Here is a 14,640-nt window from a genome sequence, read left to right as displayed (position 1 = left end):
CCGCGTTCGCGGGAATGACGAGAAAAAGAAGCCTCAAGCAAAAGCGAGAGCGAAAGCAAGATCAAACGCCAAACGCTTCCGCCATGGAGCGGCGGGTCACTTTCTTTGTCCAAAGCCACAAAGAAAGTAACCAAAGAAAGGGCTTTAGCTGTTTCGAGTCAAAAGCCACGAGTGCGGTGCTTGCGCAGGCAGGTGCCACATTGGGCATCCTGCCCAAGGTGGCACCCGGCGCACGTCCATGTGCGCCGCCCTTCGGGTGTCCCTGGTCTCGCGAGTTACAAGCTGCGCCGGGCAACAGCAACAGCAACAGCAACAGCCGAAGTCAAAGTCCAAGCCAAAGCCAAAGCCAAAGCCAAAGCAGGGCAAAGCGAAGCGGAGACAAAGCAAAATCTTGGCAACGGCAACGGCAACGGCAACGGCAACGGCAACGGCAATCGCATCAGCCGCCGCGCCGCGTCAACACATCACTTCGCCGCAGGCGGATCGAGCCGCAATAACTTGCCGTCTTCTTCATCGGTCAGAACGTAAACCTTGCCGTCCGCCGACACGCGCACATCACGCACTCGCCAGCCCAAGGATTTCAGCAGCCGCTCTTCCTTGACGATCTTGTCGCCATCCAGACTCAAGCGGATCAGGCTGCTGTCCGCCAATGCCCCCAGGAACAAGCTGTCGTTCCACGCCGACCCAGCATGACCGGCGTAAAAGGCCATGCCCGACAACGCCGGCGATACCTCCCAAACGTGATAGGGCGACTCCAGCCCCGGCTTCTCCTTGCCCTCGGCCTCGGCGATCTTCAGGCCGCTGTAGTCGATGCCGTTGGTGATGATCGGCCAACCATAGTTCTTGCCGGCCTGCGGCAGATTGATTTCGTCGCCGCCGCGCGGGCCGTGCTCGGCTTCCCACAAGGTGCCGGTGCGCGGGTCGGTCGCCAGCGATTGCATGTTGCGATGACCGTAACTCCAGATCTCCGGCCGCGCGTCCTTGCGGCCGACATAGGGATTGTCCGCCGGCACGCTGCCATCCAGGTTCAGGCGCACCAGCTTGCCCTGCAGTTTGTCCAGCTCCTGCGAAGCCATGCGCTGCTGGCGCTCGCCCTGGGTGATGAATAGATGGCCCTTGCCGTCGAAGACGATGCGCGAACCGAAATGATTCGGGCCGACCAGCTTGGGCTGTTGCTCGTAGATGCGCTTGACCTGCGTCAGCGCGGTATCGCCGAGCGTCGCGATCGACACCGCGGTGCCGGCGCTGTCGTCGGGGCCGGGTTCGGCGTAGCTCAGGTAAATGCGTTTGCTGGCGGCGAAATCCGGCGCCAGCACCACATCGAGCAAGCCGCCCTGGCCCTTGGCCCACACGGGCGGAACGTTGGCGATCGGCGCGGAGATCGCGCCGTCCTTGCTCACGCGGCGCAGGCGGCCGGGGCGTTCGGTCACCAGGAACTCGCCGTCGGGCAACAAGGCCACCGACCACGGATGCTCCAGGCCGCTGGCGATTTCGGTCACCCGCACTTCGCCCAGTTCGCTGGGCACGCGATGTTCGACGGCTTGTTTCGGCGCCGGCCGGGCGGCCGCGGCTTCGGCGTCGCCGCCGCGCTGGCAGGCGGCCAGCGTCAACAGCATCGCGGCGGACATTACGCCGCGTCGTAGGACGAAAGTCATGCTCAGCTCCTGAAGCGGTGAGGTCGTGATCGCAAGCCGGCTCACCATAGCTCGCGCGCGGCGCCGGAACAATTCGACCTTGTTCGTGCATCGCCGACGCGCGAGCGGCCGGCTCAGCGGTAGCCGGCGGCCTGCAATTCGAACAACTCCGCGTAGCGTCCGCCCTGCGAGAGCAATTCCTCGTGGGTGCCGCTGGCTTCCAGCCGGCCTTCGGCCAGCACCAGGATGCGGTCGGCCATGCGCACGCTGGAGAAGCGATGCGAAATCAGCACCGCCGTGGTTTCCCGCGACAGTTCCTTGAAACGCTGGAACACTTCGAACTCGGCGCGCGCATCCAGCGCGGCGGTGGGTTCGTCCAGGATCATCACCTGCGCATCGCGCATGTAGGCGCGCGCGATCGCGATCTTCTGCCACTGGCCGCCGGACAGGTCCACGCCGGTCTTGAAACGCCGGCCGATCAACTGGTCGTAGCCGCGCGGCAGGCTTTCGATCACCTCATCGGCCATCGCCCGGCGCGCCGCTTCGCGGATGCGTTCGGCATCGTCCATCGCGTCGATCTGGCCGACGCCGATGTTCTCGCCGGCGGTGAGGTGATAACGCACGAAATCCTGGAAGATCACGCCGATGCTGGAACGCACCTGATCCAGGTCGTAGTCGCGCAGATCGCGGCCGTCGAGCAGGATACGGCCCTCGTCGGGGTCGTACAGCCGCGCCAGCAATTTCACCAGGGTGGTCTTGCCGGCGCCGTTCTCGCCGACCAGGGCCAACACTTCGCCGGCCTTCAACTCGAAATTCAGGCCGCGCAGCGCCCAGCGTTCGGCATCGGGGTAGCGAAAGCCGACGTTCTCGAACACGAAGCCGCGCTGGATCGGCTTGGGCACCGCGACCGGATCGGCGGGGGACACGATCTCTGGTTTGATTTCGAAGAACGAAAACAGGTCGTCGAGGTACAGCGCCTGGCTGGCGACTTGCGAGAAACCGACCAAAAGCCCTTCCAGCAACTGGCGCAGCCGGCGAAAGCTGCCGGCCAGAAAGGTGAGATCGCCGATACTGAAATCGCCGCTCACCGTGCGCCAGGCGATGTAGCCGTAAGCGATGTAGTAGCCCAAGGTCCCCAGCCCCGCGAGCACGGTGCCCCAAAACGCGCGGCGGCGGGCGAGGGCGCGGTTGGCCTTGAAGAATTTGTCCGCCAGCTCGCGGTACTTGGCGATCAGGAAGCGGTGCAGGTTGAAGATCTTCACCTCCTTGGCGGTTTCCACGCTGGCGCCCATCTGGCGCACGTATTCGAGCTGGCGGCGCTCCGGCGTCCAGGCGTAGTTGAGCGAATAGCCCAGCGCGTTGAAATGCGCTTCGCCGACGAAGGCCGGAATCAGCGCGACCGCGAGCAGCAGGATCAGCCACGGCGCATAGACCAGCAGGCCGATCGCGAAGCTGATCACGGTGATGGTGTCCTGGACCTGGCCGAACAACTGGCTCATCAGGCTCATGCGCCCCATCGTCTGGCGGCGCGCGCGGTCGAGTTTGTCCTGCAGATCGGGGTCTTCGAAATCCTCCAGGTCCAAGGTCGCCGCGTGTTCCATCAGGCGCACGCTGGTGACGTTGGTGAACAGTTCCGACAGCAGCGAGTCGCCGTAACTGACCACGCGGCCGAGCAGGTCCGAGCCGATCGCCAGGCCGAATTCCAGCGCCAGCAAAGCCAACAACGTGTCCAGCTGACCGCCCGCCCAAGCCTGCGGCAACGAGCCGAAGCCATGCCCGGTACCGACCAGCCGCACCGCTTCGTCGATGATGAGCTTGCCGACATACAGCGTGATCACCGGCAACAGGGCGCGTATCAGGCGCAGACCGAGCGTGATCACGGTCAGCGCGGGGCTGGTCTGCCAGATCTGCTTGAGGAAGGGCGGCAGATTGCGCAGCGCGTTGAAGCGTTCGCGCAGACTGGGTTTGCCGCCGTTGTCTTTGACGGTACGACGGGCGTTGTCGTTATCGTGGGGAGTGGCCATGCGCTGATTGTGCCCCCGATCCGCCGCGCCTTGCGACCGGTTCCCGCATTGTCTTGAAGCTGGCGATCATGTGGGCGAAAACCGGCCGGTGGCGCTGGCGAGCGTCGTGGACGGCGTCGTGCCGCTGCGGACCGTGGCCGGGGTTCGTGCACTCGAAGATTAAGCCGTTCGGCATATCGCGTAAGGAGTAAAAGCCCATCGCGATCGATGCAGTGCGAACGGCATCACGGTGGAACACCGGCGACTGGATTTTGATGCGCGCATCGCCGCGGGACTTGACGCAGTCCAGATACCGCACAGAGGCCGCGAATGCGCCCGATGTCAGTCGGCAGCGGCGATTCCCGCCCCCTCAAAGGATCGACAACGATGCAAACGCAAGCACTGTCGCTGCTGGCCATGGCCTGCCTGTGCCCCCTGTTGGCAATTGCGCAGGCCCCCTCCCGAGCCGCCGCGGCCTGCCGTTCCGATACGGCCCGGCAGATCGCCATCACCGGCACGGGCCTGGGCCGCAGCTTCCAGAATCCGTGTTTCTCGCCGAACGGCCGGGTGTTGGCGTTCACCAATTTCGCCACGCGCTACAACACCGGAAAGTCGGTGGTGCGGACCGTGCCCGTCGAGGGCGGCGCGGTGTTGCGCGCCGTCAGCCCCACCTCCGCGCAAAGCGTGAACCTGCCGGGGCAATGCTGGTCCGCGGCGACCGACGAGGTGGTGTATTCGAGCGATGTGACCGACCGCGATGAAATCTATCTGGCGCCCGCGGCAGGCGGCAGTCCGGCGGTGCGCGTCACCCGGCGGCCGGGCTCTCTGGCGTGGGAGCCGTCGATCTCGCCGGTGCTGAGCGACGGCAAGCGATGGATCGTGTTCGAATCGCACAGCGAAGCCAATCCGGACGCCGGCGGCGAACTATGGAAGATCCGCAGCGACGGCGCTGAGCTGGCGCGCTTGACCGTGGGCCATAACGATCGACAGCCGGAATGGTCGCCCAAGGGCGACAAGATCGTGTTCCAGCGCCAGCTCGGCCCTGAAAGCTGGGACGTGTTCACGCTCGATGTCGCCACCGGCGCGGTGTTCAACGTCACCAACGCCGGCGAGCTGTTCAATACCGATGCGTCGTGGTCGCCGAGCGGAAACTACATCGTGTATTCGTCCGGCGATGAGGATATCGAGATCGCGAATGTCTTCGTGATTCCTGCCGCCGGCGGCGCCCGTATCCGCGTCACCCGCAGCTGCGGACTCGACGGCGCGCCGGGCTGGTCGCCGGACGGCGGCACGATCGCGTTCGAATCGGCGCCGTTCGATCCGGATGCGCAAGGCAGCACGACCTTGTGGATGATCGACGCGCCGGCGGGCGTTCGCTGAGAGCGGTATCGCTTCGCGCCGCCGGAACCAGCGGGACATCGGCGGCCGCAAGGCCGCCGATGATCGTCGCGGCGAAGGTCGGTCAGCCTGCCGCGCTCTCGCCGTCGCCGAACACCGGCCGGAAGAAGCTGCGCTCGTAGCTGACGATGAAGCGCTTCTCGGCGGCGTAGGCGAACGCGGCCTGGCACTCGGGATCTTCGAACGAGCGCGTGCGGTAATCCTCGTAAGCGGCCAGGCTCGGAAACGAAAACATCGCCAGGGCCACGTTGCTATGGCCCTCCGACGGCATGAAGTAACCGTGGTGGGTGCCGCCGAATTTCTCGACCAGGGGAATCCACAGACGGCCGTATTGCTCGAATTCGGCCAGTTGAAAGGGATCGATGATGTAGCGCAGGTAGCAGGTGATCATGCGGACTCCGGTGCGGCAGTGAGGGGCGTCGCTCGCGGACACGGCGCGAGCGCAGGCGTCAGATCGAAGCGGCGAGCTGAAAGATCGGCCAATACAAGGCGAGCACCACACAGGCGGCGGCCGCCATCGCGAAGATCACGCCGAACAGGCAGGCGGCGTTGTCGCGCCGCCGCTTCGGCCAGGCCGCCCACAGCGCCAGCACCGCCAGCGGCGCCAGACACAGCATCCACGGGTAATCCATCAGGATTTGCGTCGCCCAGGGCAGATCGGTGCCGAATGAGCGGAACGTGGCCTTGAACTGCGGCACCACGGCCAGGGTGCCCAGGCCGATCAGCAGCGGCGCGATCAGACCGATCGCCAGCTGCATGGGGCGGAAGGCCGGGTTCTGCGGTGAGGTAACGGTCGAGCGGGGTGGCTGGTAGCTCATCGGGTATCCATCAAGGCCGTGATCGGACGGTGGGGCGGGCCCTGCGCGGCCCCGGGACGGGCGCCGCGGGCCGCGTCGGGGCGCGACCCGGCCGGACGGGTAGAATAACGGTCCCACACCGCCAGCCCTACGCCCGCCGTGACCGCAACCCAGTCTTCGGCCGCTTCCAGCGGCCCCGTCGTCATCCGCCAGGACGACCTGATCCAGTCCATCGCCGATGGCCTGCAGTACATCAGCTATTACCACCCGGTCGATTACATCAAGAACCTCGCTGCCGCCTACGAGCGCGAGGAAAGCGCCGCGGCCAAGGACGCGATCGCGCAGATCCTGATCAATTCGCGCATGTGCGCCGAAGGCCACCGGCCGATCTGCCAGGACACCGGCATCGTCACCGTGTTCCTGGAAATCGGCATGGACGTGCGCTGGGACGACGCCACCATGGGCGTGGAGGACATGGTCAACGAAGGCGTGCGCCGCGCCTACAATCATCCCGACAACAAGTTGCGCGCCAGCGTGCTGGCCGATCCGGCCGGCAAGCGCAGCAACACCCGCGACAACACCCCGGCCGTGGTCAACGTCAAGGTCGTGCCGGGCAATACGGTGGACGTGATCGTCGCGGCCAAGGGCGGCGGTTCGGAAGCCAAGTCCAAGTTCGCCATGCTCAACCCGTCGGATTCCATCGTCGATTGGGTGCTCAAGACCGTGCCGACCATGGGCGCGGGCTGGTGCCCGCCGGGCATGCTCGGCATCGGCATCGGCGGTACCGCCGAGAAGGCGATGCTGCTGGCGAAAGAGTCGCTGATGGAGCCGATCGACATCACCGATCTGCAGGCGCGCGGCGCCAGCAATCGCGCCGAAGAACTGCGCCTTGAGTTGTACGAGAAGGTCAACGCGCTCGGCATCGGCGCGCAGGGCCTGGGCGGCCTGACCACGGTGCTCGACATCAAGGTCAAGGATTATCCGACCCACGCCGCCAACCTGCCGGTGGCGATGATCCCGAACTGCGCGGCGACCCGCCATGCGCATTTCACCCTCGACGGCAGCGGTCCGGTGATGCTCGATCCGCCGTCGCTGGAGGACTGGCCGAAGCTGACCTACGACGCCTCCAAGGGCCGCCGCGTCGATCTGGATACGGTGACGCCGGAAGATGTCGCCAGTTGGAAGCCCGGCGAAGTGCTGCTGCTCAACGGCAAACTGCTGACCGGCCGCGACGCCGCGCATAAGCGCATGGTCGAGATGCTCAACAAGGGCGAGCCGCTGCCGGTCGATTTCAAGGGCCGTTTCATCTATTACGTCGGCCCGGTCGATCCGGTGCGCGACGAAGTCGTCGGCCCCGCCGGCCCGACCACGGCCACGCGCATGGACAAGTTCACCGAACAGGTGCTGGCGCAGACCGGCCTGCTCGGCATGGTCGGCAAGGCCGAACGCGGCCCGGCCGGCATCGACGCGATCAAGAAGCACCGCTCGGTGTACCTGATGGCCGTCGGCGGCGCGGCGTATCTGGTGTCGAAGGCGATCAAGGCCTCGCGCGTGGTCGGCTTCGCCGACTTAGGGATGGAAGCGATCTACGAATTCACCGTGCAGGACATGCCGGTGACGGTGGCGGTGGACAGCACCGGCGAGTCGGTGCACAAGACCGGCCCGAAGGAATGGCAGGCGCGGATCGGCAAGATTCCGGTGGTGGTGGAGTCGGTCTGAGCTGCGCTGCCGCGCTGTTTGCGGATCTGACGAAGACGCCGGGTTTTGACCCGGCGTTTTTGTTTTTGCGGTCGGTGATTGTGCTGCCCAGACCGTCATTCCCGCGAAGGCGGGAATCCAGAGCCTTCAGCGCGATCCTTCCAGCCCGTCATTCCCGCGAACGCGGGAATCCAGTGACTTCAGCGCCATCCTTCCGGCCCGTCATTCCCGCGAACGCGGGAATCCAGTGACTTCAAGCGTTCTCGCACGAAAGGCCCTGGATTCCCGCGTTCGCGGGAATGACGGTAGGTGGAGACGCAGTAACTTGGCCTGACGCGAGCGCGTCCATACACGACACACTGACCCGCAAACAGCCCACCCCAAACCCTCAAAGCATCTTGACCAACCGCTCCAGCATCTTCTTGGTCGCCGGCCGAGCCAGATACTCCCGAGCCATCGTCTCCAACCCCAACACATTCGTCTCGCTCGTATCGTCCAGATCATCCAGCCCGACCGTCAGCTCGGCCTGCATCCGGAAATAGCCATCGCCGACCAACTGCCGCGCGATGTAATCCACCGAATCGGTATTGCCGTCGAACAACACGTCGATGATCGGCACCGCCCATTCCAGCGCGCCCCACGAGCGCGCCGATTCCAGGTCGATGCTGCGCGTGCGCTCGCCGCTGCCCACCGAGACCACCACCAGATCGCGGCTGTTGTCGACCTGGGCGTCCTTGCGCAAGGCCTCGGCGATGGCGCAGGCGGTGGGGTTGTTGGCGACCACGCCGCCGTCGATCAGCGCGCAGTCCTTGCCTTCGACCTTCATCGCATGGGCGGGGAAATAAGTCGGCGCCGCGCTCGAGGCGCGGCATACCTCCCACACCAGCAGATCGCGATGCTCGGGCTGGAAACTCTTGAAGATCACCGGCGTGCGCGAAATCGTGTCGTAGCTGGTGATCAGCACCGGCGCCTTGAGCTGGCCCAGCGTGGTCTTGCCGAACACCTTGCGCAGGACTTTCTCGATGCCCACGCCGTCGTAGCGCGGCGCCGACAGGCCGTCGGCGATCAAACGATTGGTGCGCGACCACAAGCGGCCGGCGAGATTGGGAAAAATCAGATGGCGCTGGGCGCGATACAACTGCGCCAGCGCGTCCGGACCGATGCCGCTGGCCAGGCCGCAGGCGATCAGCGCGCCGGTCGAGCTGCCGGCGATCAAATCGAAATTCTTCAGCAAACCGGTTTTTCCGGCCTGGGCCTTTTCCGCCTGAATCAGGGCCTGTTCCAGGCCCGCCAGCCAATGGCAACTCACCAGGCCGCGTATGCCTCCGCCGTCCAGCGAGAGGATGCGCCGCATCTTCATCGTATTCTCCGTCGATCCGATCCAGCCTAGCGCGGCGGATCGGCGAGGCGGATCACATTGCGTCGCAGTTTCGAACACGCCGCCTTGCCGGGTCGGGCGGATACCGCGGCACCCGGCGACGCCTTGCATCGCCGGGCCGCGCGGCGCTGGCTCAGTACCACTCCAGCAGCGAGATGCCCAGGCCGATGTAGGTGGCGCGGTGGTTGTAGTCGATCAGGCTCTCGCCGTAGCCGTCGAAGATCTGCAGATGGCCGCGCAACTGGTTGTGGATCGGGAAACCCCAGTCGAACTGCAGCGCGCCGTGCGAGCGGTCGCCGCCGCGCAGCGAATGCCGCGCCATCAGCGAGAATTCGTGGCCGCCGCGCTTGTGCACGATGGTCAGGTCGCCGCGGCCGATGTAATCCTCGATATCGGGATTGTCGTCGTCGTTGCCGTCGGAGATGCGCCACCACGGCCGCGCGACGATCGCCCAGTTCTCGCGATCCAGGCCGATCTGGCCGATCACCCGGTTCCAACTGCGCGAGAACGGATCGGCGCGGCCGTTGGACTGGTGATTGACGCCGATCGCGGCCATGCGGCCGCTCCAACCGCCGATGTGATAGTTGTTGCGGAACACCAGCATCACTTCGGGTTCGTAGTTGGTCTCGCGGAACGGGCGCGAGTCCTCGGCGTTGTAGACCTGCCAGCGCGAGGACTGGGTGTAGCCCATCCAGATGTCGCCGTTGTCGCCGAACAGGTTCTCCACCGCCTTGGTCTTGAAGCTGATCTGGAACTTGGTCTCGATGTCCTTGAGCGACTGCGGCTCGGTCACGGTGTTGCGCGGGTTGGGCGAGTGCGGCAACACGTTGGGATCGTTGTTCCAGAACACCGGCAGCAGGTACACCGGCTTGTAGGCGCGGAAGTTGAACACGCCCAGCTTGGAATCCTTGGCCAGTTCCCAGCGGCTGTCGAGCAGGCCGCCCTTGCCGGCGTTGGCGATCGCATCGGCGAGCGGTTCGTCGTGACTGAACACGCTGCCCGACACCGCGCGGCGCGCGCGCTCGGCGACGCCGGGCTTGGGCTCGCCGGCGATCTCGTCGCCGATTTCCAGATTCCTGCGGATCGCCTTGGCTTCCTTCGCGGCGATATCGGCCTGGCGCGCGTCGCCGGCCTGGCGGCCCAGCGCTTTGTCGTAGCAGGCCAGGCGATCGGCATCGACGGTGACCGCCATGCACGCTTCCGGCGTCGCCGGTTGCGCGGTGGTCTGGGCCGAGCCGAGCAACGGCGAGGCGGTCAAGGCGATGAACAGGATCGTGCGGGAACAGGGCATGGCGTGACTCGCGGCGTAAGCGTCGAAACCGCTGCAGTCTTGCATTGACACGCGAACGAAGCGTGAACCGAGCGCACGCGTTGAACACTCGCGCGCCACTTAGAAGAACCACGCGAGCGCGAACAGGCCGACCATCGCGAACGCCAGTCCGAACTTGAGCACGGTGCCGACGACGATGCCGATCCAGGTGCCGACGCCGACCTTGGTCGCCTGCGACAACTGGCGCGTATGGATCAACTCGCCGGCCAGCGCGCCGACGAAGGGGCCGACGAATACCCCGACCAGGCCGAACGCCAACCCGGCGAAGGTGCCGATGACCGAGCCGATGATCGCCAGCTTGCTCGCCCCGACGCGTTTGGCGCCCATCGCCGTGGCGGCGAAATCGATGCCCATCGACAGCACCGTCAGCAGGCCGAGCACGACCAGGGTGACCCCGCCCACTTTCTCGAATCCCGACACCCACGAGGCCAGCAGCATGCCGGCGAACACCAGCGGCAGACCGGGCAGCGCCGGCAGCACCGTGCCGACGATTCCGATGACCACCAGCACGCCCGCCAATATGTAATAAAACGTATCCAAATCCATGCCGAACCCCTGTCCGAACGGATTGTCCGGGCTGTTTGCATTTTGGCCCATGTCGGGGTACGTTGCGGGCGCTGCGTTTGCCAAGGGTCACCGTGAATCGTGGCCCGATGCGGTTGATCCATCGATCCGCTACATCGTTGCACCTCGCTTCCTCCTTGCAACCAGCACGCGGAAAAGCCGCGTTAACAACACCACGTTCCAAGGAGAGAGTAACGATGTCCGGCAAAGAAATCGGAACCGTCAAGTGGTTCAACGATGCCAAGGGTTTTGGCTTCATCAGCCGTGAAAACGGCGAAGACGTATTCGTGCATTTCCGCGCGATCCAATCCCAGGGCTTCAAGAGCTTGAAGGAAGGCCAGAAAGTTTCCTTCACGGTCGTGCAGGGCCAGAAAGGCCTGCAGGCCGACGCGGTCGAACCGTTGTAAGACGTTCGCTGCGGCGCAACATCGCGCCGCACTTCGTCAGAGAAACCCGGCCCCGGCCGGGTTTTTCTTTTGTGTAATTTTGATGCATGTCACAAATGTACATATTCGCCGCGCCGCTGCCGCCGAATATGTATTTTTTCGCCCGCCGTGCCGGCGCTGAAACGCGTCCGGATTCGGGCCGCGACGCCGGCGAAAATCCGCTGCGGGATTAAATCGTGGGTTTATATCGATTTAAATCTTTCGCCGAGCGCGGCCCGCCGAAAGGTTGGCGCCGATCGCATGCACCGGCGCTGCGTTATCGAATCAAAAACCGGGGGCCCGAAGGCCCCCGGCGACCGCGACGGCCTCGACGACCGTCCTCACTTCCCTGTGGCGGCGATTCCCGCGACCGGCGTGCCCTTGCTCGCCCCGCGCCGGTTCGGTGACCGCGCCCGGACCTGGGCGCGGTAAGCCTGCGTCGGTGGCGCGGCGGGCCTCGTCTCCCGCCGCGCCTGCGCGCGTCCTGCATCGCTGCGCGCGTCCTGCGCTGGGCTCGTAGCTATCCAACGCACGCGCCGCGGCGACGGGGTTGCCCGGCGCGAAAAAAAACGGCCCGCCGAAGCGGGCCGCGATTCGCAGCGAGACAGCGCGGGGCCGTTGTAGCGGCGCCGCGCGCGATCCTCAGTTCTGGAAGGGCGTGTTCTCGGCGAAGTACTCGTGGTTGTCGGCGTTGTCGAGCGCGTTGGTCGGGTTGGTGTTGGCGAGATTCTTCGCGCCGGCCTGACCGTAGACGTGATCGTCGGTGCCGGCGACGACGGTGAAGTGGCTCATCTCGTGGATCAGCGTGCCGGCCTTGGAGTCGGTGCCGGTCAGCGGCGCGTTCCAGAACGCGTTGCAGACATAGATCTGGTACGGCTGGTTCGGATAGACGTAGGCGTAGGCGCTGCTGGTGCAGCCGCAGTTGATGGTGATCTGGCCGCCGCTCTGGTCGATCGCCGAATCGATCGAGGCGAAGTGCGAGCGCGCGGTGCTGTAGCGGCTGGAGGTGTAGGCGCCGAACCAGGTCGTATAGCGCGGGCCGACGGTGCCGTTATTGAGATAGCCCTTGGCGTTCTCGGCGTAGGCGCGCGCCTGCACCACGGCCTGACCGGCCGAGCTGGTGCGCGAGGTGGTGCAGCCGACGTAGTTGACGCCGTTGACCACCGCCTTGGTACCGACCGGCTTGGCCGCGGCCGAGACCTTGGCGCCGCCGAGCTGATCCAGACCGTCCACCCACAGGCTCAGCGGCGCGCTCTGCACGCTCATCGGCAAGCCGTTGCTCTGTTGCAGCATCACCCGGTCGGACGTGGATGCGTGCTGCAGCGGCGCGTTGAACGCGACCACGTACTGGCCGGTCTTGGACAGGTCGTAGCCCGCCGAAAGATCGATCACGCGGCGCACGGTTTCGCCCGGCTGCAGGATCGCGAAATCCTGCGCCTGCGGCAGGCCGCGCTTGACCATCGCGCCCTCGTAGGCGACCGGCTGGCCGTTGTAGCTGATCGAGAACAGCTTCGACTCGAATTGATCCGACGGCAGTTGCCACTTGGGCAGGCGCACGGCCTTCTTGCTGGTGTTGGTGATGCTGACCTCGACCGAGCCGAGGAAATCGTCGGCGCCGCCGGTCACCGCGACCATGCCCACGCGCAGCGGATTGTTCTGCGCCGAGGGCGGCGTGGCGACGGCGGCGGCGATGGCGCCGGACAGGACGGCGCCTACGGAGACTGCATGCACGAAGCGAAATTTCATTCCGATCTCCTGATCTTGCGATGGCTAGGTCCGCGAGGCGGACGCGAATGACCCTAGCGCAAGGCCCGTTCGATGAAGACCCCATTAAGTGCGCCAGTTCCATGCCTAATCGTGATGCGGGTTATGAACTCATCGCCTCGTGCGCGCATAACGAAAACGGCCCGCGATGCGGGCCGTTTTCTTTCGTTACATTGTTTCATCGGCGCGGCGCGATTACCCGCGCTCGCGGCCGGACGCGATCAGCGGATGTAGACGCGACCGTTGGCGACGCGCACGTAGGTGTTCTCGCGAATGCCGCCGAGATCCTTCTGCGTGACGACCGTGGTGCGGCCATCGTCCATGCGCACGTAGACGTTGTAGCTCGGCGCGCCGACGCGGTTCTGGATCGCGTTGCCGGCGAGGGCGCCGGCGACCGCGCCGCCGACCGTGGCGGCGTTCTTGCGGCCCTTGCTGTCGGTGTGATCGTCGGCGATCTTGCGGCCGGCGACGGCGCCGACCAGACCGCCCAACACCGCGCCGGTGGCGCTCGGGGCGGTGCTCTGGGTGCTGATCTGCTCGATGCGGGTGACGACGCCGCAGTCGTAGCAATTGTTCTGCTGACTGGGGTAGCTGGGCTGCTGCGGATAGTTATTGTTGTAGCCGCCGTTGTTGTAGCCGCCGCCGTAACCCGGCGAAGTAGCGCAACCGGCCAGTACCAGCGTGGCCGCGGCCGCTACGCCCAGCAATCGGATGTTGTTGGTGTTCATTCCAGGCTCCTGCGCTTGTGCATTGCGAAGTGGCGGACAGTCGCCACGCGCCTGCCAAGCTATAAGCCGGTGCGTGAACGCGTGTTCAATTTATGTGCCGCCACGCTGCTGTGTTCAGCTGGCGGCAGGCAGGGCGATGCAAGGGCGCAACAAAAGCCAGCCCCGGATGTCCGGGGCCGGCGTATTCGAAACCTGTCGATGGCCTCACACGCAAGCGCGCGCGGCGGCTCAGCCGCGGAAGTCCTGATGGCAGGCCTTGCAGGCTTCGCCGATCTGCTGCGACACCGTGGTGACGCCGGCGCAACTGACCGGCGGGCTGGTCAGGGCGCCGTCGAGCGCGGCGCGCATCTTGCTGGAATGTTGAGAGAAGCGCTGATCGTCCTTGAGATCGGGGAAAGCCGGATCGAGATCGTCGGCCATCGTGCGCAGCGTCTTGATGTGCGGCAGCGTGTCGGTGGGGCCGCAGCGATTTTCCTTGACCTTGGCTTGCAGTTGATCCAGATGCCACGCCTGCACGTGCATGACGCTGTCGGGGAAATGGTCCTTGCGCTGTTCCAGCGCGCGTACCGCCATGACCGTGGCGATGACGCCGCCGACCAGGCCGATCAAAAACAGGAACAGGTACTTCGAACCATTGCCTTTGCGTTTCGCAGGGGCGTTGGTGGGCTGGGTATCGCTCATTGCCTGGCCTCCATCCAAGATCGCCGAACGATAGCATGCGGTGATGTGAGTTCCAGATCACGTGTGCGAGTGCGTGTGTGCGCCTGCGAGTGGTCGGGTGCGCGGTCGCGTCGCGATCGATGGCGGATGGCTTGAAGGCGGGACGTGGCGACGGAAAGCGGACGGCCTTTCGCGAGGCGAGGGCGGCTTGCATGCACCGGCGGACTCGCGCCTGCATCGGTGATCGCCGGAGCGCTGCTC

At 65.3% G+C, this 14,640-nt stretch carries 13 protein-coding genes; 3 read left to right on the top strand and 10 right to left on the bottom strand.

The window, feature by feature from the left end; translation table 11 throughout:
* Positions 1-464 precede the first annotated feature (464 nt).
* On the bottom strand, positions 465-1,655 hold the full coding sequence (locus J7J50_RS06180; protein WP_215060435.1) for a PQQ-dependent sugar dehydrogenase: 1,191 nt from the start codon (positions 1,653-1,655) through the stop codon (positions 465-467).
* Positions 1,656-1,768: 113 nt separating this feature from the next.
* Complete coding sequence (locus tag J7J50_RS06175) at positions 1,769-3,658, bottom strand: ABC transporter ATP-binding protein (protein ID WP_215060433.1); 1,890 nt, start codon at positions 3,656-3,658, stop codon at positions 1,769-1,771.
* A 366-nt stretch (positions 3,659-4,024) separates the two neighbouring features.
* On the opposite strand from J7J50_RS06175, the gene J7J50_RS06170 reads away from it, so the two are divergent.
* A complete protein-coding gene (locus tag J7J50_RS06170; protein WP_215060431.1) occupies positions 4,025-5,017 on the top strand; it encodes a PD40 domain-containing protein in 993 nt (330 codons plus the stop codon).
* Positions 5,018-5,099: 82 nt separating this feature from the next.
* Here J7J50_RS06170 and J7J50_RS06165 read toward each other — a convergent pair whose 3' ends face one another.
* Both J7J50_RS06165 and J7J50_RS06160 read right to left on the bottom strand, forming a co-directional pair.
* On the bottom strand, positions 5,100-5,426 hold the full coding sequence (locus J7J50_RS06165; protein ID WP_215060429.1) for an NIPSNAP family protein: 327 nt from the start codon (positions 5,424-5,426) through the stop codon (positions 5,100-5,102).
* Between the two features lie 58 nt (positions 5,427-5,484).
* Positions 5,485-5,853 (bottom strand): hypothetical protein, encoded by a 369-nt coding sequence (locus J7J50_RS06160; protein WP_215060422.1) that lies wholly within the window; start codon positions 5,851-5,853, stop codon positions 5,485-5,487.
* 138 nt (positions 5,854-5,991) lie between these two features.
* Here J7J50_RS06160 and J7J50_RS06155 point away from each other — a divergent pair, with 138 nt between their 5' ends.
* Complete coding sequence (locus tag J7J50_RS06155; RefSeq protein ID WP_343222442.1) at positions 5,992-7,551, top strand: fumarate hydratase; 1,560 nt, start codon at positions 5,992-5,994, stop codon at positions 7,549-7,551.
* Between the two features lie 367 nt (positions 7,552-7,918).
* Here J7J50_RS06155 and J7J50_RS06150 read toward each other — a convergent pair whose 3' ends face one another.
* The 3 genes from J7J50_RS06150 to J7J50_RS06140 form a co-directional block, all read right to left on the bottom strand.
* Positions 7,919-8,890: a patatin-like phospholipase family protein gene (locus J7J50_RS06150; protein ID WP_215060420.1), complete on the bottom strand. Its 972-nt coding sequence runs from the start codon at positions 8,888-8,890 to the stop codon at positions 7,919-7,921.
* Between the two features lie 151 nt (positions 8,891-9,041).
* Positions 9,042-10,199 (bottom strand): phospholipase A, encoded by a 1,158-nt coding sequence (locus J7J50_RS06145; RefSeq protein ID WP_215060418.1) that lies wholly within the window; start codon positions 10,197-10,199, stop codon positions 9,042-9,044.
* Positions 10,200-10,298: 99 nt separating this feature from the next.
* Positions 10,299-10,784, bottom strand: coding sequence for a DUF456 family protein (locus J7J50_RS06140; RefSeq protein ID WP_215060416.1), 486 nt, complete (start codon positions 10,782-10,784; stop codon positions 10,299-10,301).
* A gap of 215 nt (positions 10,785-10,999) precedes the next feature.
* Between J7J50_RS06140 and J7J50_RS06135 the strand changes: the two genes are divergently transcribed.
* Positions 11,000-11,209: a cold-shock protein gene (locus J7J50_RS06135; protein WP_057943363.1), complete on the top strand. Its 210-nt coding sequence runs from the start codon at positions 11,000-11,002 to the stop codon at positions 11,207-11,209.
* Positions 11,210-11,869: 660 nt separating this feature from the next.
* Here J7J50_RS06135 and J7J50_RS06130 read toward each other — a convergent pair.
* From J7J50_RS06130 to J7J50_RS06120, 3 genes are all read right to left on the bottom strand, one after another.
* The gene (locus J7J50_RS06130) at positions 11,870-12,973 is read right to left on the bottom strand and encodes a M35 family metallo-endopeptidase (RefSeq protein ID WP_215060414.1); all 1,104 of its coding nucleotides are present in this window, start codon (positions 12,971-12,973) and stop codon (positions 11,870-11,872) included.
* Positions 12,974-13,212: 239 nt separating this feature from the next.
* Positions 13,213-13,719, bottom strand: coding sequence for a glycine zipper 2TM domain-containing protein (locus J7J50_RS06125; protein WP_215060412.1), 507 nt, complete (start codon positions 13,717-13,719; stop codon positions 13,213-13,215).
* A 228-nt stretch (positions 13,720-13,947) separates the two neighbouring features.
* Positions 13,948-14,400, bottom strand: coding sequence for a hypothetical protein (locus J7J50_RS06120; protein WP_057943360.1), 453 nt, complete (start codon positions 14,398-14,400; stop codon positions 13,948-13,950).
* Between the last annotated feature and the right edge of the window lie 240 nt (positions 14,401-14,640).

This window comes from Lysobacter sp. ISL-50 (assembly GCF_018612875.1).
Classification (GTDB): domain Bacteria; phylum Pseudomonadota; class Gammaproteobacteria; order Xanthomonadales; family Xanthomonadaceae; genus Lysobacter.
The sequence above is the reverse complement of the archived record's forward strand: the minus strand, read 5'-3'. Positions and strand labels throughout refer to the sequence as shown.

Coding starts and splice junctions, on each gene's coding strand:
- J7J50_RS06180 (WP_215060435.1), bottom strand. CDS start 1,655: ATGACTTTCGTCCTACGACGCGGCGTAATGTCCGCCGCGATGCTGTTG.
- J7J50_RS06175 (WP_215060433.1), bottom strand. CDS start 3,658: ATGGCCACTCCCCACGATAACGACAACGCCCGTCGTACCGTCAAAGAC.
- J7J50_RS06170 (WP_215060431.1), top strand. CDS start 4,025: ATGCAAACGCAAGCACTGTCGCTGCTGGCCATGGCCTGCCTGTGCCCC.
- J7J50_RS06165 (WP_215060429.1), bottom strand. CDS start 5,426: ATGATCACCTGCTACCTGCGCTACATCATCGATCCCTTTCAACTGGCC.
- J7J50_RS06160 (WP_215060422.1), bottom strand. CDS start 5,853: ATGAGCTACCAGCCACCCCGCTCGACCGTTACCTCACCGCAGAACCCG.
- J7J50_RS06150 (WP_215060420.1), bottom strand. CDS start 8,890: ATGAAGATGCGGCGCATCCTCTCGCTGGACGGCGGAGGCATACGCGGC.
- J7J50_RS06145 (WP_215060418.1), bottom strand. CDS start 10,199: ATGCCCTGTTCCCGCACGATCCTGTTCATCGCCTTGACCGCCTCGCCG.
- J7J50_RS06140 (WP_215060416.1), bottom strand. CDS start 10,784: ATGGATTTGGATACGTTTTATTACATATTGGCGGGCGTGCTGGTGGTC.
- J7J50_RS06135 (WP_057943363.1), top strand. CDS start 11,000: ATGTCCGGCAAAGAAATCGGAACCGTCAAGTGGTTCAACGATGCCAAG.
- J7J50_RS06130 (WP_215060414.1), bottom strand. CDS start 12,973: ATGAAATTTCGCTTCGTGCATGCAGTCTCCGTAGGCGCCGTCCTGTCC.
- J7J50_RS06125 (WP_215060412.1), bottom strand. CDS start 13,719: ATGAACACCAACAACATCCGATTGCTGGGCGTAGCGGCCGCGGCCACG.
- J7J50_RS06120 (WP_057943360.1), bottom strand. CDS start 14,400: ATGAGCGATACCCAGCCCACCAACGCCCCTGCGAAACGCAAAGGCAAT.